The following is a 22,139-nucleotide window of genomic DNA, read 5'->3' on the forward strand; positions in this document are numbered from 1 at the left end:
GATTATCATGCACACTAACAGGCAAGTCAGGCGACAAAAATGGCCGTTTCCAAACCGGAACACCACACAGCACGCAAGCGCGTCAAGCGCCGCCATGTGTTCTATATTCCGGGCTATGACCCGTTTCCCCCGCGCCGCTACCGCGAGTTGTATCGCACCGAATCTGCCCAACAGGCACGGATTTCCGGCTATCAGATCAGCCAGCGCCCCATGCCTGCATCTGACGGTCCCTATGGCTGGCATGTGAATGCCCATGTGGACGGGCAGGAGTCTGAGACCGACATCGTGATCCTGCAATGGTCCGATATTGTGCGCGATTCCATGCAGGCAGGGATCTGGGCCACCTATGCGCTTTTGGTGCGCACGGCGTGGGTATACTTTTCAGGCGGGGTCATGTTCCGGCTGTTCCGGCTGCGCGCCGGGCCGGGAATTGCGGCCATGTACCCGGTTGTCATGCTGCTGGGCCAGCTGGTTACGGCATTGGCGGTGGCGGCGCTGGTTGGCTGGGGGCTGGCGCATATTCTGCCACAATGGCTGGGCTATCTGCTGGGTCTGGGGGTGGTTGTGCCCATCCTGCACGGCTTCCGCAGGATTGATGGCAAGTTTTTCGTGCATTACCTGCTACTGGATTTCGCCTTTACCGCGAAACACCGTGGCCGCAACCCGCCGGAACTTGACGCGCGGCTGGATGAATTCGCCGCATTGATTGCGGCATCACTGCAAAACCCCGACCTGGACGAGGTTCTGGTCGTCGGCCATTCATCCGGCGTGCATCTGGGTGTGTCGGTTCTGGCACGCCTTATCCGTGCGGGCCATGCGCACGGCGCGCATCCGCAACTGGGCTTTCTGTCGCTGGGTCATGCGGTGCCGATGCAATCCTACCTGCCTGATGCGCAGGATCTGCGCCTTGATCTGCGTTATCTGTCCACGCGCCCTGAACTGTTCTGGCTGGATGTCACTGCGCCGGGCGATGGCTGCTGCTATGCGCTGTGCGACCCGGTGTCGTGCTCCGGAGCAGCGCCAGACAGTGGCAAGCGCTGGCCACTGGTCATTTCCGCGGCCTTCACCCAAAGCCTTCTGCCCGAAACATACCGCAAATTCCGCCGCCGCTATTTCCGGCTGCATTTCCAGTATCTTTGCGCATTCGATGCGCCAAAGGATTACGATTATTTCCTGATCACCGCGGGCCCGCTGACATTGGCGGACCGGTTCAGCGACCGCAAATCGTCCGCATCTGTGTCGCATGACTGCTATCTGCCGCAAAGCGCGCGCCTGCCATGACCCGCCCCCCCATGCCCGACCACCGCCCCGACCGTGTGCCGTTCTGGCGCCATCTGGGCATGTTCCGACGTGACATCCTGTCCACGCAGCCCGCGCGGCTGTATCGCGCCAAGATGGCCGAAGTGAAACTGCCCTTCCTGCACTCGGTCATGGTTAACACGCCCGAACTGGTACGGCTGGTTCTGCAGGACCGCCCGCGCGATTTCCCGAAATCCGACCGCGTGCGCGAAGGGTTACGCCTGCTGCTGGGCAATTCCGTCTTTGTGACCAATGGCGATGAATGGGCACGCCAGCGCCGCATCATTGACCCCGCGTTTGAAGGGGGGCGGCTGCGCGACACATTCCCCGCGATGTGGGAGGCAGCCCAGGCCGCCGCCAACCGGCTGCAGGCAGGCCAGATCGAGATCGAGGAGGAAATGAGCCACGCCGCCGCCGATGTCATTTTCCGCACCCTGTTTTCGGTGCCCATTGCCGATGGCACCGCCGCAGAAGTATACCGCACATTCCGCGCCCATCAGCGCAGCGCACCGATTCTGAATCTTGCAGCCCTTGTGCCCCTGCCGCGCTGGATGCCGCGTTTCTTTCCCCGCCAGACGCGCACCACCGCAGCGCGCATCCGCGCGCTGATCACCCAAATGACCAGCGCGCGCATGGCCGCAATCCAGGCTGGCACGGCCCCCGATGATCTGGCAACCAAGATCATGACGACCCGCGACCCCGAAACCGGCAGCACATTTGATACCGCCGAAATGGTGGATCAGGTCGCGATCTTCTTTCTGGCGGGGCATGAAACCAGTGCCTCGGCGCTGGCATGGACGCTGTATCTGATTGCCACAAACCCTGACTGGCAGGCCCGTCTGGCCGATGAAGCACAGGCCCTTGCCCCCTATATCAAGGCAGGCACAGCACCGGAATTCGGGCTGTTGAAACAGTTTCCACTGATCCGCGACACCTTCCGCGAAGCGCTGCGCCTTTATCCGCCAGTGCCCATGCTGGTGCGCGAAACCGCAGGGCGGGAGTGTTTTCGCGGGCGGCCCTTGGGGCGCGGCACGCAGGTTATTGTCAGCCCATGGCATCTGGGACGACATGAGGACATCTGGCAAGACCCGCATGAATTTCGCCCTGAACGCTGGCAAGACCCCGCCACGAAACGCTGCGCGCGCGACGGGTTCATTCCGTTTTCAACCGGGCCGCGCGTCTGCACTGGTGCGGGATTCGCCATGGCGGAAGCCGTGCTGATACTGGCGCGGCTGCTATGCACATGGGACTTCCGCGCCATCCCCGCGCGCGTGCCGGTGCCCATGGCGCATATGACTGTGCGCGCGCGCGATGGTATCTGGCTGGAACTGCGCGCGCGGGAATAAGGCGCGAAGCGGACCTTGGGCATCTATAGGCGCGGACCAAAGGCCGTAGGCCGCCGCGCCATCCCGCGGCCTGCCGATGGCGCGGGCTTTGTGAATACCCGAACACCTGATCAGCCACGCCTTGCAGTTCCACCGCACGCGACCTGAAGCTACTCCAGCCCCGGCACATCCCCAAGGCCCAGCTTGCCAAACAAGCGCGCGCGGGTTTCCGCAACGCCGCGCCAATCCGCCGCACGGCTGGCAAAAAGCGTGGCTTGCGAGCAATGCACAGGCGCGTCGCGCAAGATTTTCAGGTGGTTCGCGGTCAGCGTTTCGCCGGTGGATGTGATATCGGCAATCGCTTCGGCGGTCAGGTTCTTGATCGTGCCTTCGGTCGCGCCCTGACTGTCCACAAGCTGGTAATCCGCCACGCCATGCGCGCGCAGATACTCGCGCACCAGCCGGTGGTATTTCGTGGCAATGCGCAGGCGGAACCCGTGCCGCGCCCGGAATGCCGCCGCCACTGCATCCAGATCATCCAGCGTTTCGACATCCACCCAGGCCTTGGGCACTGCCACCACCAGATCGGCATGGCCAAACCCCATAAGCGCCAGTTCCGCCACCTGCGCTTGCCAGTCGGCCAGTGTTTCGCGCACCAGATCAGACCCTGTAACGCCCAGATGAATGCGCCCTGCAGCCAGTTCGCGCGGGATTTCACTGGCCGACAACAGCACCAGTTCCACGCCGTCCACCCCCTCAACACTGCCCGCATATTCGCGGTCCGCGCCAGTGCGCTGCAATGTCAGGCCATGGGTTGCGAACCACGCGAATGTCTTGTCCATCAGCCGCCCCTTGGACGGCACGCCCAGTTTCAACATCATGCGCGCCCCCCCAATGCGATCAGGCTGTCGGGGCGGATCACACCACCCACTGCGGGAATCGCCCGCCCCTGTCCCAGCACCGCTGTCATCGCGTCATACCGCCCGCCCGTGGCGACGGGTGGCAGATCAGCACGGTCCGCGATGAAACCGAAGACGAAACCATCATAGTATTCCATGGTCGTGCGCCCGAAGTTGGCTTCAAACGGCAGGGTCGCCGTATCGATGCCCGCATCTTCCAGTGCGTCCAGCCGCCCCTCCAGCCGGTCCAGCGCGGGGGCCAGCGCGTCCCAACCCTGCATGCGCAGGCTGCGCGCCACATCGCGGGCAGACCCGCTCAGGTTCAGCACCGCTTCGACTGCGGCAATCTGTGCTGCGGGCAAGGGTGGCGTATCCGCATCATCCAGCAGGGCAGCAATGCGTTCCGCAATCTCCCCCACGCTGCGCAAGCCCACGACCGGACCGGCCTGTTCCGTCAGATCCGCCGCAGGCGTCGCGCGCAAGGCGCGCAGCAGGTCGGCGCGCGGTGCAGCAAGCGGTCCCTGCCCGCCCATCCGTTCCAGCAGCGCGCGAAACCGGTTTGGCCGCCAGATATGGCGCATCAATGCCGCCTTGCGCCGCGCGCTTGTGTCCAGCCCCGCAACAGCGGCTTTCAGAATGCCAATGTCACCCGTCACCGGCCGCAGGTCATAGCCCGACAGAAGCTGCGCAAAGCGGGCGAATACTTCGGCATCGGCGTGGTTGGGGTTGTCGCGGGCGAACAATTCATACCCCACTTGCAGATATTCCCGCGCCCGCCCCTTCACCTGCTTGCGGAATACCGGCCCGGCATAGCAATAGCGCGCCGGTTCCGCGCCGCCCTTCATATGCGCCTGCACCACCGGCACGGTAAAATCGGGCCGCAGCATCATTTCGCCAAGCGCGGGGTCATGGGTGACATAGGCGCGTGCGCGAATATCCTCGCCATAAAGGTCCAGCAGCGTTTCGGCGGGTTGCAGAATGTCCGCTGTCACCACCTGCGCGCCGGCATCCTGCATCTGCGCCAGCAGGTTCTGGGCAAGGGTTTCAGCCGCGTTCATGTGTGACGACCCAGAATATCGCGTACCGCCTGTACCAGATTCTCGCGGGGCACCTCCACTTGCGCGGGCTGGGATTTCCATTCTTCTACAGTAGCTTGCTGGGCGATTTTCGCGCCAAGGATTAAGTCCTTGATCTGCACCACACCCTTGGCGGCTTCATCCCCGCCCTGAATGATGGCCACAGGGCTGCCGCGTTTATCGGCGTATTTCAACTGGTTACCAAAGTTTTTGGGATTGCCCAGATACATTTCCGCGCGAATGCCAGCGGCACGCAACTCCCCCACCATACCCATGTAATCGGCCATGCGGTCGCGGTCCATCACGGTCACAACAACCGGCCCCTGCGCAGTGTCCTCCAGCCGCCCCTTGGCGGCAAGGGCTGCCAGCAGCCGGTCCACGCCAATGCTGACACCCGTTGCAGGCACCGGCTGGCCGGTGAAGCGCTTGACCAGATCATCATACCGCCCGCCGCCCGCCACGCTGCCGAACTGACGCGGGCGGCCTTTTTCGTCTTTGATCTCGAAAGTGAGTTCGGCCTCATAGACCGGGCCGGTATAGTAACCCAAGCCACGCACAACTGAGGGGTCGACGATGATGCGGTCGGGGCCGTAGCCTTGGGCGTCGAGGAGTGACGCTATTTGTTCGAGTTCATTTATACCCTCGATACCTGTTTCAGAAGTAGACACCAACCGAGAAAGAAACTTACATATTCTCATGTTCCAAAACGCGAGAGATTGAGCATCTCTTTGAAAATCGCTGAAAAGCGGATCGGAGAGAATTGAAGCTCGAAGCCGCGTGTTCCACTCTGGACTAAATTTGTCGTATCCCTTTCTTTCAGCCCAAAGCTCAAGTCTAAGCTCCTCATTGGCACAGACAAAATGCATAATAACATCAGCCTGAGCCTCGCCTAGCCCCGCCCCCTTCGTAAAATCCCCGCTCTCATCCTTGCGCCCTTCGCCCAAAAGCGCGCGCACGCCTTCCTCCCCCAACCGGTCCAGCTTGTCGATGGCGCGCAGGACGATCCCGCGCTCGGCCTCAAACTTCGACGGGTCGGCGGGATCGAGTATCCCCGCAACCTCCATCACCCCATTCAGCACCTTGCGGTTGTTCACGCGGATCACATAATCCCCGCGCTCTATCCCCACCGCCTCCAAAGCGTCCGACAGCATCGCGCAAATCTCGGCATCTGCGGCCACCGACGCCGCACCCACCGTATCCGCATCGCATTGATAAAACTGCCGGAACCGCCCCGGACCGGGCTTTTCATTGCGCCAGACCGGCCCCATCGCATAACGGCGGTAAGGCGTCGGCAGATCATTGCGGTATTGCGCCGCCACGCGCGCCAAGGGCGCTGTCAGGTCATAGCGCAGCGCCAGCCAGTCGGCATCTTCTTCCCACGCGAACACGCCTTCATTGGGGCGGTCCACATCGGGCAGGAACTTGCCCAAAGCCTCAACCGTTTCCACCGCCGATGTTTCCAGCGCGTCAAACCCGTAGCGGTGATACACCGCCGCGATCTGGTCCAGCATCGCCTTGCGCGCGGTCACTTCGGTGCCGAAATAGTCGCGGAACCCTTTGGGGGTTTCGGCTTTCGGGCGTCTGGGGCCTTTGGTTTTTGCCATGATCGGACACTCCTGTCAGGGTCGGTCTGGCCTTAGCCCAAGGGGCGGCAAGGGGCAAGAGCACGCGCATAAGAGCGGCTTGGCGTGGCGCGCGGCAACATGAAAATGCCACCAGATATTGCGGCACGAAACCGCCGCACCCCCATATTACGCTTATCCACAGACCATGCACAGGCTTATACAATTTGCGCAGCGGGCCCGAATCCTGCTATTATCCGCGTCAACGAGCATGACATTGGCGGTAACAGGCATGAACGAGATCACAACGATCCGGGCGGGGGACGCGGCGACCCCCGACACAATGCCCCATAATATCGAAGCGGAACAACAGCTTCTGGGGGCGATTCTGGTCAATAACGATGTGTATGACCGCATTTCAACGCTGGTGAAACCGGCGCATTTTTTTGATCCTGTGCATCAGCGCATATTCGAAATCGCGGCAGCGCGCATTCTGAAAAACGCGCTGGCCAGCCCGGTGACGATCAAGGCCTTCATGGAAGATGATGAAGGGCTGAAAGAACTGGGCGGTCCGGCCTATCTGGCGCGGCTGGCGGCAGCGGCGATTTCGGCCTATGCGGCGCGCGATTACGCGCAGATGATTTATGAACTGGCCGTGCGGCGCGACCTGATCCGCCTGGGGCAGGATATTTCAGCACGTGCGGGCCAGATGGATGTCGCATCGGAACCAAAAGAACAGATCATCGAGGCCGAACAACGGCTTTACAAGCTGGCCGAACAGGGGGTGGCGGAACGCGGTTTTCAAAGCTTTCTCAAGGCAGTAACGGAAGCTGTTAATATTGCCAACGCCGCCTATCAGCGCGATGGCGGCCTTGCGGGTATTTCCACCGGGCTGATTGATCTGGACAAGAAACTGGGCGGGCTGCACCCGTCGGACCTGATCATCCTTGCCGGGCGTCCGTCGATGGGGAAAACCTCTCTTGCGACGAATATCGCCTTCAACATCGCCAAAGCCTATAAGCGCGGGCAAAAGCCTGACGGGTCCGAAGGCGCGGTTCAAGGCGGTGTTGTCGGGTTCTACAGCCTGGAGATGAGTGCCGAGCAACTGGCCGCGCGTATCCTGTCGGAAGCATCCGAAGTGCCCAGCGAACAGATTCGCCGTGGCGACATGACCGAAGAAGAATTCCGCCGCTTTGTCGAAGCCGCCAAATCGCTGGAAGCCTGCCCGCTTTATATCGACGACACGCCCGCCCTGCCGATTGCACAGGTGGCCGCGCGCGCACGGCGCCTGAAACGCACGCATGGGCTGGATGTGCTGATGGTGGATTACCTGCAACTGCTGCGCGGCACGTCCAAGGAAAGCCGCGTGCAGGAGGTGTCGGAAATCACCCAAGGGCTGAAAGCCATCGCCAAGGAACTGAACATCCCGGTGATTGCGCTGTCGCAGCTGTCGCGTCAGGTGGAAAGCCGCGAAGACAAGCGCCCACAATTGTCGGATCTGCGCGAATCGGGGTCCATTGAGCAGGATGCCGATGTGGTGATGTTCGTCTATCGGGATGAATATTACCGCGAACGCGAAAAACCGTCAGACCATGATCTGGAAGCCATGGCCAAATGGCAGGAAATCATGGAAACGGTGCATGGCAAGGCCGAAGTCGTCATCGGCAAGCAACGCCATGGTCCCATTGGTACCGTTGAATTGTCGTTCGAAGGGCGCTTCACCCGTTTCGGCAATCTGATCAAGCCATGGCAACAGGGTGGCAGTGACGGGTTCTGACACGGTACCTGCGCGCGTCACGGGGATTAACCATGTGACGCTTGTGGTGGCTGATCTGCCGCGTTCGGTGTGGTTTTACCGCGATATTCTGGGCTGGAACCTGCGTGCGCAATGGGCACGCGGGGCGTATCTGGATGCAGGTGGGTTATGGTTTTGTCTGGAACTTGGTCAACCGGACAATCGCGCGGATGACACGCATCTTGCGTTTTCCTGTGCGCCTGAACAGTTTGCCGCATTATCGCAGCGGATCGCGGCCCATGCCCCCAAATGGAAGGAAAACCGGTCAGAGGGGGAATCGCTTTATTTTCTGGACCCTGACGGACATAAGCTGGAACTTCATGCTGGTGACATGGCATCACGGCTTGCGTATTACCGGGTCAATCCACCAGACGGGTTCCGCGAATTCTGAACCCTGCGGGCAACTGCCCCGCAATCATCACAGCCCTGCCCAAGTCATGCCTGATTTGGCGCGCATTCCTTAACCATAGGTTAATTCGGTATGTAAAGAAGGAGGGCTGCCACATGCAGGCCACAGTACAACCTCGCTGGATCAGCGCAGTTATCGCAGAAGCAGCAGAAGCGACACAGCAAGCACCACTTCCCTGGACCCGCAGCGCCAAACGCGCCCGACGCAATGCGCAGGATGAAATTTTCATGATTGCCGGCGCGGCCTGATACAGGCCGGATCAGCCCCCACAATGCAATGCTGTCCTTGCGAAGGGGCAGTGACGACTGGATTCGGAAACATATTGCGCGGGCAATACGCCAATACAGAATTTTAATGAGTATGGCTTAGTATCAAATACGTTAACGAGTGAATTCATTAACTTGTAGAAAGGGCGCTCGGTCAGAGCGCCCTTTTGCAGTATCAGTTTCAGGCAGCAGCGTCTTCGCGCATGATCTGGCGCGGGGCTGCACCCTGAATTTCGATCTGGCGGGGTTTCAGGGCTTCAGGCAGTTCGCGCACCAGTTCGATATGCAGCATGCCATCCTGATGCACGGCACCGGTCACACGCACATGATCTGCAAGGTGGAAGCGGCGTTCAAATGCGCGGGTGGCAATACCGCGGTGCAGGAACTGGCGGTCCGCTTCGCTGTCCTGACTGCGCCCTGCAATCAGAAGCGCGTTTTCCTTGACCTCAACGCTCAGGTCATCGGCGCTGAACCCGGCCACTGCAATGGAAATGCGGTATGCATTTTCCTGCACACGCTCAATATTATAGGGGGGATAACTCGGACCTTGCAGGTCACTGGACATGACACGGTCCAGTAGATCGGCCATATGGTCAAAACCGATGCTGGCACGGTAAAGTGGGGTTGGATCAAAACGACGCATAGGCATCCTCCTTCAGTGAAGCGATGATATGTTACGCGCCCTCCACACTTGGACAGGCGCTTCTCAGTTGTGCCACAGGTCCGTCATGGCCCCTGCGACACGGCTGATCTGGGAAACTGAAGCGGGTTTTCAAGCCCCCGGAAACGTAATTTCAGGGCCGCAGGAAACGCGCGCCGCCCCCCGCGCTCATCTGGCGGGGGCCAGTGTCATTGCCCATGGGCGCGCGGATAAACCGCCTGTCGCCATCTGCAAGGGCTGCGCGCAGCACGTCCAGCCGCGCCCCCAGCGTAACCCCGAAGGACACTTCAACTTCGCGCCCGCCGACAGTTGCATCGCCCTTGGCCGACACCACCGAAACGATGCGCGCCTGCCCGTTGGATATGGTAAACACCGGCGCACCTGATGACCCGAAATCAACCGAACAGGACATGACCAGAATGCCGTCGGTTTCTTCGCCCAGCACATCGCAGGCTTCCTGCAAGGCCGGGGTTTCACTGCGATCACGCCCATAGGACACAACCCCGATCCGTTCGCCCGCGCGCGGATGCGCATGCACCGCAAAGGCCGCGACCCCGAAGCCGCGCATCGGGTGGGTCAGTTCCAGAAGCGCCAGATCATGCGCGATATTCTGCGCCGAAACACCGCCAGCGCGGTCATAGCCGGGGTGAATGGCACTGCGCAGCACGCGCCCTTCGGCAACCGCCCGCCCATTGCGGAACCCTGCGCGAAACGTGATATCCTGATCGCGGAAACGGGTGCCGGTCTGACGGTCATACAGGCAATGCGCGGCGGTCAGAACATGGGTTTCGCTGATCAACGCTCCAGTGCAAAACCCCGTCTGGCCGAAATCGACACGGCCGACCCCTTCCCAGCCATGGATCTGCATACCGCTACCCAGTATTTTCAGCCCGCTGTCACTGGTTTGCGCCAGTACGGGGGGGCTGGCACCAAGTGTCAGGATCGCTATCAGCGCGGCCAGAAATCGCATCTGTCTGCCTTCGGTTCAGGGGCTTTCGTGGAAGATATCGCATGCCATGATGGCCAGAAAATGGCAATCCGTCCCTATGACCGCGTGAAGGCGCGCGGCCTTGGTCCGCCGGTTGCCCAGTCCAGCAATTCCACCGTGTGGACCACAGGCACATCCGTGCCAGACCCGATCTGCATCATACAACCGATATTTCCCGCAGCAATCACATCGGGCGCGCGCGCTTCCAGAGTGGCCACCTTGCGCGATTTCAACTCCTTAGAGATTTCGGGCTGCATCAGGTTATAGGTGCCCGCCGACCCGCAGCACAAATGGCTGTCGCGCGGTTCCACCACATCAAACCCCGCACGTTTCAGCAAATCCTTGGGGAAGCTCGTGATTTTCTGGCCATGCTGCAACGAACAGGCCGCGTGATAGGCCACTTTCATGCCGCGCCTTTCAACCTTGGGCAGGTCCAGTTTCATCAGCACTTCGGACACATCCATGGCAATTCCGGCCACGGCGCGCGCCTTGTCGGCCAATGGGTCATTGCGGAACATATGCCCGTAATCCTTGACCGTGGAGCCGCAGCCGCTGGTATTGATGACAATCGCATCCAGCCCCGCGCCCTGCAGTTCCGCGTGCCATGCATGGATGTTTTTCGCAGCCGTCGCGTGGCTTTCCTGCGTCTTGCCCATATGGTGGGTCAGCGCGCCACAGCACCCCTGCCCTTGCGCAATCACCACTTCCGCGCCCAGGCGACGCAGCAGGCGGATGGTGGCGTCATTGATATCGGTGTTCAATGCGCGCTGCGCGCAGCCGGTCATCAGTGCGACGCGCATCTTTTTCGGCCCTTGCGCGGCAAATACCTGCGGGTCATCATTGCGGCTGACAGGCGGGATATGTTTCGGTGCCATCTCCAGCATTGCGCGCAGGCGTGCATCAGGCATCAGCCGCGCAAATGGCCTGCCCAGTTTCGCGCCCAGCAGCGCCAGCCGGAACCGCGTGGGATAAGGCAATACTCGCGCCAATACCCAGCGCAGCATGCGGTCCGACAAGGGGCGCTTATAAGTCGCCTCAATATGCTCGCGGGCATGATCAACCAGATGCATGTAATGCACCCCCGAAGGACAGGTGGTCATGCAGGCAAGGCACGACAGGCAGCGGTCAATATGTCTGACAGTCTTTTCATCCGCTGGCCGACCCTTTTCCAGCATGTCCTTGATCAGGTAAATCCGCCCGCGCGGGCTGTCCAGTTCATCACCCAGAACCGCATAGGTGGGGCAAGTCGCAGTGCAGAACCCGCAATGCACGCAGGCGCGTAACACGTCGTTCGACCGCGCGATTGCAGGGTCTTGCAACTGTTCCGGTGTGAAATGCGTCTGCATGCTACTCTCCTCAGCCCATCAATCCGGGGTTCAGCACCCCTCGCGGGTCAAATTTCTTGCGCAACCCTTGCGCGATTTTTGCCAGCGGTGCGGGTTCCGGGGGAAATACCGCCATGCTGGCGCGCATGGCACGCGACGCGCGCACCAATGTCGCATGGCCCTGAAACACGCCAAGACGCGCGCGCAGGTCCACACCTTCAGGCACCAGCATCCACAGAAGTCCGCCGCCCCAATCCATGACCACCGGGCAGTCCGCCCGCGCCACCAGATCCGCAGCATCCGATGGCCTGAGTGACACACGCCACACATCGCCCGTCTGCCCGGCAAACTCCCGCACATCGCGGATGGTCTGCCACTGCGTGGCACTGGCGGGTGCATCCAGTAAATCCCAGTCACCGCCAAGTTCATCCCGCAACCGCGCACAACGATAGGCAACCTGACGCGCGAACCCTTCGATACGCAGATACACATGCCCGTCCAGCGCGCGCGCGGCCCCCGACACTTCATAGGGGGTGCCAAGCGCTGCGGACATCACCGCTTGTGCCGCCTGCACGGACATGGGCGGGCTGAGCAATGTGGCCACTGTCTCGGGCACCGGCAGCAGCTTGAAGGAACATTCGCTCAGTACCCCCAGCGTGCCCCAACTGCCTGCCATCAGCTTGACCAGATCATAGCCGGTGACATTCTTCATCACCCGCCCGCCATTACTGACGACCGCGCCGGTCCCGTCAACAAAACGCACCCCGATCAGGCTGTCACGACACGCACCTGCCTGCACACGTCGCGGGCCGGATGCATTGGCCGCCACCATGCCGCCCACACGCGGCACACCTTCAGTGCCCAGCAGCGCGCGCATGTCCATCGGCTCAAAGGCCAGTCGCTGCCCCTCGGTGTCAAGCGCTGCCTGCACCTCTGCCAGCGGGGTTCCCGCCCGCGCCACCAATGTCAGTGCGCCCGGCTCATACAGCGTGATACCGGACAGCCCGGCCGTGGACAGTGCCGCGCCCGTCACAGGCTTGCCCATATCGCGCGTGCCCCCCCCCATGATCCGCAAAGGGGTGGTGGCGCCGCGCACCATTTCGGACAACTCTTCCTCAGTCGTGGGGCGCATGCTCCGGCCTCCATATTCTGCCTGTTACGGACTTCATCCTGCCAAAAATACGCTGGGTGCGGTTTGGGCCACAGGCCCGGTCGGGGGAGGAACACACCACCCTTATGCCGCCCGCCGCGCGGCACTCGCCTTCAGCGGAAACACCTTGGCGGGGTTCAGCAACCATTTGGGGTCGAACACATCCTTGATGCGCATCTGCGCTTCCATATCGGCGGTGGTATATTGCACCGACATCAGATCGCGCTTTTCAATGCCCACGCCATGCTCCCCTGTCAGACAGCCACCCACCTCAACACAGAGTTTCAGGATATCCGCGCCAAATGCCTCGCACCGTTCCAGATCGCCGGGTTTGTTGGCGTCAAACAGGATCAGCGGGTGCATATTGCCATCCCCGGCATGGAACACATTCGCCACATCCAGCCCGTATTCGCGCGACATCTCGCCAATCCGGCGCAGCACGAATGGCAGGCTGGACACTGGAATTGTGCCATCAAGGCACATGTAATCATTGATCTGCCCCATTGCCCCGAATGCCGATTTGCGCCCCAGCCAGATCCTGGCGCTTTCTTCCGGTGATGCACTTTCGCGCAACTCCACCGGGTTGTGGCGCAGTGCAATTTGCTTGATCAGCGCCAGTTGCTCGTCAATCTCGGCCTCTGCGCCTTCGACCTCGACAATCAGCAGGGCTTCGCAATCGGGGTATCCCGCCTTGGCGAAATCCTCGCAGGCGCGAATGCAGGGGCGGTCCATGAATTCTATGGCCACCGGCAGAATGCCCGCCTTGATGATATCGGACACGCATTCACCGGCGACTTCATTGCTGTCAAACCCCATCAATACGGGCCGCGCACCTTCGGGCTGGCGCAGAATGCGCAAGGTGGCTTCGGTCACAACACCAAGCTGCCCTTCGGACCCGCAAATGACACCCAGCAGGTCCAGCCCGCCCGCATCCATATATGGCCCGCCAATCTCGACAACAGTGCCGTCCATCAACACCATGGTCACGCCCAACAGGTTATTGGTGGTCACGCCGTATTTCAGACAATGCGCACCGCCGGAATTCATCGCGATATTGCCTGCAATCGCGCAGGCCAGCTGGCTGGACGGGTCCGGCGCATAGAAAAAACCGTTCCCTTCCACTTCTTTCGTGACAGCAAGGTTGGTGATACCGGTCTGAACGCGGATAAAGCGGTCCGGGGTGTTCACCTCCAGCACATCGCGCAGGCGGGCCACGCCAAGGATGATCGAATCCGCGCTTGGCAACGCCCCCCCTGCCAGCGAAGTGCCCGACCCGCGCGGGACAACCGGCACGCCTTCGTCATGGCAGACGCGCAGAATGGCGGCCACCTCTTCGGTGGTTGATGGCAGCGTCACCGCCATGGGAATGCAGCGATAGGCGGTCAATGCATCGCATTCATAGGCGCGGCATTCCGTTTCATCGGTGATCAGCGCCTCTGATGGCAGCACAGCCTGCAGGCGTGCCAGAACGTGGTCACGTTTGGCCAGTATGGCCCTGTTGGGTTCCGGCATTTCCATGGCAGCCCTCCTCGCTATCATTGGTAATGTATTATTACCAATTTCGCAAATAGCAAGGGTATTCGTGCCCTCCGGCTACAGCGCGACGGCGCGCAACACCAGTTTAATGGCGATCCCCCACATGATCACGCCGATCAGAACTTCCAGCACAACCCATGCGCGCGGGCGCGCCAGAACCGGTGCAAACAATCGCGCTCCATAGCCAAGTGCGCCGAAAAACACGAAAGATGCAATAATGGCCCCCGTCCCGAAGGCCCATTGCCAGGGCGCATATTGCAATGACAACGCGCCCAGCAAGGCGACAGTATCCAGATAGACATGCGGGTTCAGCCAGGTGAAGGCCAGACAGATGGCCACCACGCGGGTCAGTGATACCGGCGCGCCATCTGTCGGGCGCAGCGCTTCGCCGCCCCGCCATGCAGCACGAAACCGCAACGCACCATAGATCGTCAGAAACGCCACGCCGCCCCATAGCATGATCAGCTGAAACCCCGGCAGCGTGGTGGCAATCATCTGTGCCCCTGCCACCCCGATCGCGACCAGAGCCGCATCCGAGACTGCGCAGATCAGCACCACAATACCCACATATTCACGCCGCAGCCCCTGCCGCAGCACAAAGGCATTCTGCGCGCCGATCGCCGCAATCAACCCCAGCCCCGAAAAGAACCCCGCAATGAAACCCGCAATCACGTCCCACCTCCTGCTGTCCTGCTTTTAGCGCTATCGGACAAGGCAGGGTGGTATTCAAGTGCAAATTCCGGCGCAGCGGTGGTCACGCTTGCGGCGAAACCAGTGCTGGACAGGCATGACCCGACCGAAGGCGTGGCCATGGCAATGCCGCGCGCAGAGGGGTCAATCCCCCCAAGGGCGGCCCCCCCTTTTCGGGAACAATCACTCCGCCGCGATGGGCGCGGGGTCAACCAAGGCTATAATATCCATCATGATGCGGTTCAGCTGGAAATCCTTGGGCGTATAGACCTGCGCGATCCCCATCGCGCGCAACTTCGCCGCGTCATCTTCGGGAATGATTCCGCCCACAATAACCGGCACATGGGCCAGCCCTTCGGCCTGCATAAGGTGCATCAGTTCTTCCATCAGCGGCATATGCGACCCCGACAGAATGGACAGGCCCACCACATGCGCATCTTCATCGCGCGCGGCGGTCACAATTTCAGCCGGGGTCAGGCGAATACCCTCATAGTGAATATCCATCCCGCAATCGCGGGCACGCGCGGCAATCTGTTCGGCCCCGTTGGAATGCCCGTCCAGCCCCGGCTTGCCAACCACGAATTTCAGCCGCCGCCCCAGCTTGCTGCTGACCGCATCCACGGCATCGCGCACCGGGTCCAGCCCTTCGGTGCGGTTGGACTGTGCGCGGCTGACGCCGGTTGGCGCGCGATACTGGCCAAAGGCCGCGCGCATTGTTTCGCCCCATTCGCCGGTTGTCGCCCCCGCCTTCGCCGCCGCGATGGAGGCGGGCATCACATTGACGCCGGAACGCGCCGCCTCGCGCAGATCGGCCAGCGCCTGACGCACTGCCCCGTCATCACGCGCCGCGCGCCAGGCATGCAGCCGCGCGATCTGGTCTGCTTCTGCCGCAGGGTCGCAGACCATGATCGCCCCTTCACCGGTGGTCAAGGGCGATGGCTCAGTGGTGGTGAATTTATTCACCCCCACAACCACGGTCGCGCCGCTTTCAATGCCCGCAATCCGTTCGGCGTTTGAGTCCACCAGCCGCGATTTCATATACTCAATCGCCTTGACCGCGCCGCCCATATCATCAATCCGCGCCAGTTCTTCACGCGCGCCCGCGACCAGTTGCGCCACCTTGCGGTCCACTGCGGGATTGTTGTCGAACAGGTCATCATATTCCAGCAGGTCAGTCTCGAACGCCAGTATCTGCTGCATGCGCAGCGACCATTGCTGGTCCCATGGGCGCGGCAGGCCAAGCGCTTCGTTCCATGCCGGAAGCTGCAAGGCGCGCGCGCGCGCGTTTTTCGACAGCGTGACCGCCAACGCTTCGATCAATATGCGGTAGACATTGTTTTCTGGCTGCTGTTCCGTCAACCCAAGGCTGTTGACCTGCACACCATAGCGGAAGCGGCGGTATTTCGCATCCTCGACCCCGTAACGTGTGCGGCAAATCTCATCCCACAATTCCACGAAAGCGCGCATCTTGCACATCTCGGTCACAAAGCGGATGCCGGCATTCACAAAGAAACTGATCCGCCCGACCATGACGGGGAAATGTTCCGCCGGAACCTTGGTTTTCAGATCATCAAGCACTGCGCAGGCCGTGGCCAGCGCGAAGGCCAGTTCCTGCTGCGGTGTCGCGCCCGCTTCCTGCAGATGGTATGAGCAGACATTCATCGGGTTCCATTTGGGCAGATGTTCGCGCGTGTAGGCCGCGACATCGGTGATCATGCGCAGGCTCGGTTCGGGTGGGCAGATATAGGTGCCGCGCGACAGATATTCCTTGATCAGGTCATTCTGCACGGTACCATTCAGTTTGGAAATATCCGCGCCCTGTTCCTCGGCCGCCGCGATATACAGCGCAAGCAACCATGGCGCAGTCGCGTTGATTGTCATGGACGTGTTCATCTGTTCCAGCGGAATCTGGTCGAACAGCATGCGCATATCGCCCAGGTGACAGACCGGCACCCCCACCTTGCCCACTTCGCCGCGCGCCAGGTCGTGATCACTGTCATAGCCCGTCTGCGTGGGCAGATCGAACGCCACCGACAGCCCTGTCTGCCCCTTGGACAGGTTCATGCGATAAAGTTCGTTCGAGGCTTTGGCTGTGGAATGGCCCGCATAGGTGCGGAACAGCCAGGGTTTGTCTTTGGCGGGTCCGGTTGCAGAGTCAGTCATCCTGGCACCTTTGGTCAGTTCGGGTCCGGCGCGCAGCCCCAAAAGGTGCGCGCAACTTTCTTACCCAAACGGATGATTTAAGCGCAAGATAATGTCAAGGCATAATCGCTGCATCGCGGCAATTTGCACGTCCGTCATGATATGGTGCTGCTTTTTGCACAGCAAAACAGACCGGATCGGTGTACATGCCGTCCGGTTTGCAAAGATCATGAGGGTTGAAAACCGCTGTTACACGCGCGTCTGCCGGGACGGGCAGTCGCGGCGGACTTCGCGGTCGCGCAGGCCGGTTGCGACCAGCAGGCAGCGGTCGCGCGCTTCATAGTAATAGCCGCGCGCATACCACATGACCGCCCGGTCAATATCGCCATTCGAGACCAGCCACGCGCCTTTCAGGTAGCGGCCCGCATATTCAAGGTTCACTTCCGCGTTCAGCAAATCCTCTGGTGCGCCCTGAAACCCCATCTGCCGCGCGGTTTGCGGCAGGATCTGCATCAACCCCCAATAGGGGCCGTTGCGGGCATGGGCGCGGTAATCGCTTTCGCGTTGGATAACGCGGTGCAGCAACGCTTCGGGAATGTCATGCTTTGCGGCATATTTCCGCACCAGCGCGCGCATCTGCGGTGTTTCACCCGGATAGAGGTTATGGCCTGGACCCACCGCGCGCGTGGCTTCGGGGCTGGAGTTACCGCAGGCTGCCAGCGCCAGCACAACACCGATCATAAGAAAAATACGTGGCATGCGGTCAATCCTGACGTATGGGGGCCGTAATCACGCCAAGCGCATCAAGCGCGGCGTCAATCGGCAATGTTTTCGGACAGTGTTCTTCTTTCAGCGCGTCAAAACGCACCCGCAGGCGACGCTTTTCTTCGCCCTTGCAATCATTCCAGGGGCGGCCCTGCAAGCCCATTTCCAGAACGTAATAGGCAATGAAATGCGGCCGCACGCCCGATTGCAGCAGCCGCGCATAGGCGGCGTCACAGCCCAGGTTGCGTAATTCTTCGGCATTGTTGATGCCCACACGCGCAAACGAGGCCTCCATCGCGGGGCCGAGATTGCGGATCGATGAAATCGGCGTTGGCATGGTCGGGGCAATGTGCTGCGTGCCGGGTTACGGTCACATCCTGCACTTCCTTAGCAAAGCATTGCGCCCGCGCAAAGTGTCTTTGCGCTGTCCCTGCCGCGAAACAGGGCCATATAAGCGGGAACTGGCCTGAGCGTTCAGATCAGCGCCCAGTCGCTAAAGCGTGTCACGGGCTTTTGTGTGGCGGCATTGCGCGGGTGGCCGGGGCGCATATCAGCGCTGATACCGGGGGCCGCGCCGGGGCGCTTGGTGGTTGCAGGGGTTGGGGTGGGAATTGTACGCATGGCACCTGTCCTTGATAAAATTAACAACAGGTTGATCAGGCCGGGCAAAGCGGGCCAAATTCGGGCATATGCAGGTGTAATTCGCGACGTTAGCGCAACCAACGCCGCGACTGATGCCATCGCGCAACAGTATGCTGCGGTTCAGGCAGGTCTGTGGTCAGACCAGATCCCCCGTTGGGGTGATGCGAGTCCTACCCCCCAGATAACGGTGCAGCGCGGCAGGCAGATCAACGCCGCCATCAGCGCTCTGGCCGTTTTCCAGCACGGCAATCAGGCAGCGCCCGACCGCCACACCTGACCCGTTCAGCGTATGCACGAATTCCGGCTTGCCGCCATCTTCGGGGCGGAAACGCGCATTCATGCGCCGCGCCTGAAAATCACCGCAGACCGACACGCTGGAAATCTCGCGGTATTTGCCCTGCCCCGGCACCCAGACTTCGATGTCATGGGTTTTCTGCGCTCCAAACCCCATATCGCCCGTGCACAGCACAATGCGCCTGTAGGGCAGTTCCAGCCTTTCCAGCACCGCTTCGGCGCAGCGCGTCATGCGTTCATGTTCCGCCAGACTGTCAGCGGGATGTGTGACCGACACCATTTCGACCTTTTCGAACTGGTGCTGGCGCAACATGCCGGTGGTGTCCTTGCCCGCACTGCCCGCTTCGGACCGGAAGCACAGCGTATGGGCGCAAAACCGCAATGGCAGCGCGCGACCATCCAGAATTTCGCCTGCGGCAAAATTTGTCAGCGTCACTTCCGATGTCGGGATCAGCCACCAGCCATTGGTGGTCTGATAGCTGTCCTCGGCGAATTTCGGCAACTGGCCGGTGCCATACATCGCCTCATCACGCACCAGAACGGGGCTGTTCACTTCAGTCAGGTCGTGCTGGTCCACATGCAGATCGGTCATGAACTGCGCCAGCGCGCGATGTACCCGCGCCACCGCCCCGCGCAGCACCACGAAGCGCGAGCCCGACAGTTTTGCCGCTGTGGCAAAATCCATATTCGGGGCAATGCCCGCAATTTCAAAATGCTCCACCGGCTGGAAATCGAATTCGCGCGGCGTGCCCCAGGTTTTCAGTTCGACATTATCATCTTCATCCGCACCATCGGGCACTTCGGCCAGGGGCAGGTTCGGCAGGGTTTCGAGCACCTGACGCAACCGCGCGTCTTCATCCTTCGCTAGCTTTTCATTTTCCGAGATTTCTTGTTTGAGGCGTGACAACCCTGCTTTGAGTGCCTCAGCACCTTCTTTGTCACCTTTTGCCATTGCCGAGCCAATCGCCTTGGCAGCAAAATTCATCTCTGCTTTTTGCGTTTCCACGGTATGCAACGCTAGTCGACGAGCTTGATCTATCGCTAATATTCCCTGCGACTGCGGCCCCATCCCGCGACGGGCAAAGCCTGCATCAAAGGCGGTGGGGTTTTCACGGATGGCGCGAATGTCGTGCATGATCTTCTCTCAATTCGGTAACTGGCGGCGTATGGCGTGCGCGGAAGGGGGGAATCGGCCCGCGCGCACCCGTTATGGCCCATCCCGCCGTCAAGTGGTAGGGGCGACAGGGCACAGGTTTACCCCGGTGCGCCCCTGCCCGCCCTGCGGCATCTGCGTGATTGACCCCGCGCGCAGCAGTCGGGTAGAGTGCGGCCATATTGTGCCAGACAGGAGCTGCCGCATGGATGGCAATACGCGCGTCCCGGATTCGGACGACGCACCCCCGCCAAAAGCGGGTCTTTTCGACAATCCCGTTTTCACTGACCCATCTGCCCGCGCCCTGTCACAGGTGGGCGTTATCGATGTCGGGTCAAACTCTGTCCGGTTGGTGGTATTTGACGGCGCAGCACGCTCACCTGCCTATTTTTTCAATGAAAAGGTGCTTTGCGGGCTGGGAAAGGGGCTGGTTGCCACGGGTCGGCTGAACCCTGAAGGGCGTGTTCGCGCGCTGGCCACCATAAAACGCTTTGCCCTGCTGGCGCGGGGCATGGCGATGACAAACCTGACCATGGTTGCCACCGCCGCCATGCGCGAAGCCGAAGACGGGCCGGAATTTCAGGCCCTGATCGAAAAAGAAACCGGGTTGCGCATGCGCGTGATCGATGGCGCGGAAGAAGCCCGCCTTTCGGCGCAGGGCGTGCTGACCGGCTGGCCCGAAGCGCAGGGGCTGGTCTGCGATATTGGCGGGTCATCCATGGAACTGGCCGTGGTGGGTGGCCGACATGTAGACCAGACCGTGACATCGCCGCTGGGGCCGTTCCGGCTGCAACAGGTGGCGGGCGGCAAGAAGGGGTTGCGCCAGCATATCAGCACGATCCTGAAATCCCTGCGCGATCAGGTCGGCAGCCATCATGATGCACTGTATCTGGTTGGCGGGTCATGGCGCGCAATCGCCCGGCTGGACATGGAACGGCGCGGCTATCCGCTGAAGGTTCTGCACGAATACACTATGACGCCCAAGTCTGTGCGCAAGACCATCGACTGGATCGCGGAACAGGATCTGGCCAGCCTGCGCGCCGGTACCGGCATTTCCGCAGAACGCATGTCGCTTGTTCCGCTGGCAGCCCAGGTATTGCGCCAGTTGATCCATACTTTCAGCCCGCGATTCATCTGTGTTTCCAGCTATGGAATTCGCGAAGGCATTCTGTATGAACAGATGCCCGATGCCCTGCGCGCGCGCGACCCGCTGATCGAAGCGTGCCATTTCATGGAACATGCCAGTGCGCGCCTGCCCGGTTTTGGCAAGAAGCTGTATCATTTCCTGCTGCCGCTTTACCGCACCCGCCCCGAGGCCCGTCTGCGCCTGATCCGTGCTGCCTGTCTGCTGCATGATGTGAACTGGCGCGCGCATCCCGATTACCGCGCCGATGCCTGTTTCGACACATCAACCCGCGCAAATCTGGGCGGGCTGGACCATGAGGGGCGGGTTTATCTGGGCATTGCACTGATGTATCGCTACAAGACCAGCGGCATGCGCCCGCGTATCAAGGAAATCGCCGGGTTGTTGCCTGCGAAGGATCTGGCAGAAGCGAAAATGCTGGGCCGTGCATTGCGTTTTGGGTCCATGTTTTCCATGGAGGGGCCGGAAAACGCGGGCGAGCTGCGCTATTTCCCCAAGAAGCATATGCTGGAACTGGTGCTGGAACGGGACATGCAGGACTTGTTCACCGAAGTCGCGGCGCAGCGCTTTCATGCGCTTGCCCAGCAGGTGGACGCCGAAGCGAAAGTGCGCGTGCGGCGCAGCTACAGCTCAAAGGGTGAAACGGTGCCTTCAGCCCCCTCTGACGGGGCGGGCGCGGGCTGATCCGGTTCTTCCGCATCCGGGTCCGCGATATCCGGCGCGGGATGCCTGCGCCTAATCAGAATATCGCCATTGGGCAGCACTTCGGGCGGATGATAATCCACCATATCGCGCAACTGCCCCAGTAGGCGGCGCAATTCCGGTTCAGCCGCTTCAAGGCTGCGTTCCATCTCGCGCATATGGGGATCGGCATGATCGACGAAATCGCGCAACAGACGCTCTATCAGCCCGAAAATACCCTCACCCTGCATTGACTCCGGCGCTGAATCGCGGCCCTCGCCATAAACCGGTAAGGCCGCAGTCAGACACAGGCATATCACTATGGTCGGGATCACGC

21 protein-coding genes are annotated in these 22,139 nt (G+C 61.0%); 6 read left to right on the forward strand and 15 right to left on the reverse strand.

The genetic code is table 11. From position 1 onward, the window contains the following. Positions 1-39 precede the first annotated feature (39 nt). Both PUT78_RS05245 and PUT78_RS05250 read left to right on the forward strand, forming a co-directional pair. On the forward strand, positions 40-1,281 hold the full coding sequence (locus PUT78_RS05245; protein ID WP_274351122.1) for a hypothetical protein: 1,242 nt from the start codon (positions 40-42) through the stop codon (positions 1,279-1,281). After that, positions 1,278-2,645, forward strand: coding sequence for a cytochrome P450 (locus PUT78_RS05250; protein ID WP_274351123.1), 1,368 nt, complete (start codon positions 1,278-1,280; stop codon positions 2,643-2,645). The genes PUT78_RS05245 and PUT78_RS05250 overlap by 4 nt, the downstream gene beginning before the upstream one ends. A gap of 149 nt (positions 2,646-2,794) precedes the next feature. On the opposite strand, the gene hisG is transcribed toward PUT78_RS05250, so the two are convergent. The 3 genes from hisG to hisS are packed head-to-tail and all read right to left on the reverse strand — an operon-like array spanning position 2,795 to position 6,203. Then, a complete protein-coding gene (gene hisG, locus PUT78_RS05255) occupies positions 2,795-3,505 on the reverse strand; it encodes an ATP phosphoribosyltransferase (RefSeq protein ID WP_274351124.1) in 711 nt (236 codons plus the stop codon). Continuing rightward, a complete protein-coding gene (locus PUT78_RS05260; RefSeq protein ID WP_274351125.1) occupies positions 3,502-4,581 on the reverse strand; it encodes an ATP phosphoribosyltransferase regulatory subunit in 1,080 nt (359 codons plus the stop codon). The genes hisG and PUT78_RS05260 overlap by 4 nt, the downstream gene beginning before the upstream one ends. Then, complete coding sequence (hisS, locus tag PUT78_RS05265) at positions 4,578-6,203, reverse strand: histidine--tRNA ligase (protein WP_274351126.1); 1,626 nt, start codon at positions 6,201-6,203, stop codon at positions 4,578-4,580. Before hisS ends, PUT78_RS05260 begins: the two co-directional genes overlap by 4 nt. Positions 6,204-6,453: 250 nt before the next feature. Between hisS and PUT78_RS05270 the strand changes: the two genes are divergently transcribed. From PUT78_RS05270 to PUT78_RS05280, 3 genes are all read left to right on the forward strand, one after another. After that, the gene (locus tag PUT78_RS05270; protein WP_274351127.1) at positions 6,454-7,938 is read left to right on the forward strand and encodes a replicative DNA helicase; all 1,485 of its coding nucleotides are present in this window, start codon (positions 6,454-6,456) and stop codon (positions 7,936-7,938) included. Then, on the forward strand, positions 7,925-8,347 hold the full coding sequence (locus PUT78_RS05275; RefSeq protein ID WP_274351128.1) for a VOC family protein: 423 nt from the start codon (positions 7,925-7,927) through the stop codon (positions 8,345-8,347). Before PUT78_RS05270 ends, PUT78_RS05275 begins: the two co-directional genes overlap by 14 nt. A gap of 113 nt (positions 8,348-8,460) precedes the next feature. Continuing rightward, the gene (locus PUT78_RS05280; RefSeq protein WP_274351129.1) at positions 8,461-8,613 is read left to right on the forward strand and encodes a hypothetical protein; all 153 of its coding nucleotides are present in this window, start codon (positions 8,461-8,463) and stop codon (positions 8,611-8,613) included. A gap of 199 nt (positions 8,614-8,812) precedes the next feature. On the opposite strand, the gene PUT78_RS05285 is transcribed toward PUT78_RS05280, so the two are convergent. The 11 genes from PUT78_RS05285 to serS all read right to left on the reverse strand — a co-directional run bounded on the left by PUT78_RS05285 (position 8,813) and on the right by serS (position 19,959). Then, positions 8,813-9,274 (reverse strand): Hsp20 family protein, encoded by a 462-nt coding sequence (locus PUT78_RS05285; protein WP_274351130.1) that lies wholly within the window; start codon positions 9,272-9,274, stop codon positions 8,813-8,815. Positions 9,275-9,425: 151 nt separating this feature from the next. Beyond that, positions 9,426-10,262, reverse strand: coding sequence for a trypsin-like serine peptidase (locus tag PUT78_RS05290; RefSeq protein ID WP_274351131.1), 837 nt, complete (start codon positions 10,260-10,262; stop codon positions 9,426-9,428). A 74-nt stretch (positions 10,263-10,336) separates the two neighbouring features. Beyond that, on the reverse strand, positions 10,337-11,626 hold the full coding sequence (glcF, locus tag PUT78_RS05295) for a glycolate oxidase subunit GlcF (protein ID WP_274351132.1): 1,290 nt from the start codon (positions 11,624-11,626) through the stop codon (positions 10,337-10,339). Positions 11,627-11,636: 10 nt separating this feature from the next. Further along, positions 11,637-12,737, reverse strand: coding sequence for an FAD-binding protein (locus tag PUT78_RS05300; RefSeq protein WP_274351133.1), 1,101 nt, complete (start codon positions 12,735-12,737; stop codon positions 11,637-11,639). Positions 12,738-12,839: 102 nt separating this feature from the next. Continuing rightward, entirely contained in the window at positions 12,840-14,273 is a 1,434-nt protein-coding gene (locus PUT78_RS05305) for an FAD-linked oxidase C-terminal domain-containing protein (protein ID WP_274351134.1), read from the reverse strand. A 75-nt stretch (positions 14,274-14,348) separates the two neighbouring features. Then, the gene (locus PUT78_RS05310; RefSeq protein ID WP_274351243.1) at positions 14,349-14,960 is read right to left on the reverse strand and encodes a LysE/ArgO family amino acid transporter; all 612 of its coding nucleotides are present in this window, start codon (positions 14,958-14,960) and stop codon (positions 14,349-14,351) included. 204 nt (positions 14,961-15,164) lie between these two features. After that, a complete protein-coding gene (locus PUT78_RS05315) occupies positions 15,165-17,144 on the reverse strand; it encodes a protein meaA (RefSeq protein WP_274351135.1) in 1,980 nt (659 codons plus the stop codon). A 228-nt stretch (positions 17,145-17,372) separates the two neighbouring features. Next, positions 17,373-17,882 carry a transglycosylase SLT domain-containing protein gene (locus tag PUT78_RS05320; protein WP_274351136.1) on the reverse strand — a complete coding sequence of 170 codons (510 nt, stop codon included), beginning with the start codon at positions 17,880-17,882 and terminating at the stop codon, positions 17,373-17,375. 4 nt (positions 17,883-17,886) lie between these two features. Beyond that, entirely contained in the window at positions 17,887-18,225 is a 339-nt protein-coding gene (locus PUT78_RS05325) for a TfoX/Sxy family protein (RefSeq protein WP_274351137.1), read from the reverse strand. Positions 18,226-18,362: 137 nt separating this feature from the next. Beyond that, on the reverse strand, positions 18,363-18,509 hold the full coding sequence (locus PUT78_RS05330) for a hypothetical protein (RefSeq protein ID WP_274351138.1): 147 nt from the start codon (positions 18,507-18,509) through the stop codon (positions 18,363-18,365). A gap of 157 nt (positions 18,510-18,666) precedes the next feature. Continuing rightward, positions 18,667-19,959 (reverse strand): serine--tRNA ligase, encoded by a 1,293-nt coding sequence (gene serS / locus PUT78_RS05335; protein WP_274351140.1) that lies wholly within the window; start codon positions 19,957-19,959, stop codon positions 18,667-18,669. Between the two features lie 223 nt (positions 19,960-20,182). Between serS and PUT78_RS05340 the strand changes: the two genes are divergently transcribed. Continuing rightward, a complete protein-coding gene (locus tag PUT78_RS05340) occupies positions 20,183-21,805 on the forward strand; it encodes a Ppx/GppA family phosphatase (protein ID WP_274351142.1) in 1,623 nt (540 codons plus the stop codon). Here the strand turns inward: PUT78_RS05340 and PUT78_RS05345 are convergent. Then, on the reverse strand, positions 21,745-22,137 hold the full coding sequence (locus tag PUT78_RS05345) for a hypothetical protein (protein WP_274351143.1): 393 nt from the start codon (positions 22,135-22,137) through the stop codon (positions 21,745-21,747). The genes PUT78_RS05340 and PUT78_RS05345 overlap by 61 nt on opposite strands. Between the last annotated feature and the right edge of the window lie 2 nt (positions 22,138-22,139).

This window comes from Roseinatronobacter alkalisoli (genome assembly GCF_028745735.1).
Taxonomy (GTDB): domain Bacteria; phylum Pseudomonadota; class Alphaproteobacteria; order Rhodobacterales; family Rhodobacteraceae; genus Roseinatronobacter; species Roseinatronobacter alkalisoli.

Excerpts from the sequence above, each read along its gene's own strand:
- PUT78_RS05245 (WP_274351122.1), top strand. The coding sequence starts at position 40 with ATGGCCGTTTCCAAACCGGAACACCACACAGCACGCAAGCGCGTCAAG.
- PUT78_RS05250 (WP_274351123.1), top strand. The coding sequence starts at position 1,278 with ATGACCCGCCCCCCCATGCCCGACCACCGCCCCGACCGTGTGCCGTTC.
- hisG (WP_274351124.1), bottom strand. The coding sequence starts at position 3,505 with ATGATGTTGAAACTGGGCGTGCCGTCCAAGGGGCGGCTGATGGACAAG.
- PUT78_RS05260 (WP_274351125.1), bottom strand. The coding sequence starts at position 4,581 with ATGAACGCGGCTGAAACCCTTGCCCAGAACCTGCTGGCGCAGATGCAG.
- hisS (WP_274351126.1), bottom strand. The coding sequence starts at position 6,203 with ATGGCAAAAACCAAAGGCCCCAGACGCCCGAAAGCCGAAACCCCCAAA.
- PUT78_RS05270 (WP_274351127.1), top strand. The coding sequence starts at position 6,454 with ATGAACGAGATCACAACGATCCGGGCGGGGGACGCGGCGACCCCCGAC.
- PUT78_RS05280 (WP_274351129.1), top strand. The coding sequence starts at position 8,461 with ATGCAGGCCACAGTACAACCTCGCTGGATCAGCGCAGTTATCGCAGAA.
- PUT78_RS05285 (WP_274351130.1), bottom strand. The coding sequence starts at position 9,274 with ATGCGTCGTTTTGATCCAACCCCACTTTACCGTGCCAGCATCGGTTTT.
- PUT78_RS05290 (WP_274351131.1), bottom strand. The coding sequence starts at position 10,262 with ATGCGATTTCTGGCCGCGCTGATAGCGATCCTGACACTTGGTGCCAGC.
- glcF (WP_274351132.1), bottom strand. The coding sequence starts at position 11,626 with ATGCAGACGCATTTCACACCGGAACAGTTGCAAGACCCTGCAATCGCG.
- PUT78_RS05300 (WP_274351133.1), bottom strand. The coding sequence starts at position 12,737 with ATGCGCCCCACGACTGAGGAAGAGTTGTCCGAAATGGTGCGCGGCGCC.
- PUT78_RS05305 (WP_274351134.1), bottom strand. The coding sequence starts at position 14,273 with ATGGAAATGCCGGAACCCAACAGGGCCATACTGGCCAAACGTGACCAC.
- PUT78_RS05315 (WP_274351135.1), bottom strand. The coding sequence starts at position 17,144 with ATGACTGACTCTGCAACCGGACCCGCCAAAGACAAACCCTGGCTGTTC.
- PUT78_RS05320 (WP_274351136.1), bottom strand. The coding sequence starts at position 17,882 with ATGCCACGTATTTTTCTTATGATCGGTGTTGTGCTGGCGCTGGCAGCC.
- PUT78_RS05325 (WP_274351137.1), bottom strand. The coding sequence starts at position 18,225 with ATGCCAACGCCGATTTCATCGATCCGCAATCTCGGCCCCGCGATGGAG.
- PUT78_RS05330 (WP_274351138.1), bottom strand. The coding sequence starts at position 18,509 with ATGCGTACAATTCCCACCCCAACCCCTGCAACCACCAAGCGCCCCGGC.
- serS (WP_274351140.1), bottom strand. The coding sequence starts at position 19,959 with ATGCACGACATTCGCGCCATCCGTGAAAACCCCACCGCCTTTGATGCA.
- PUT78_RS05340 (WP_274351142.1), top strand. The coding sequence starts at position 20,183 with ATGGATGGCAATACGCGCGTCCCGGATTCGGACGACGCACCCCCGCCA.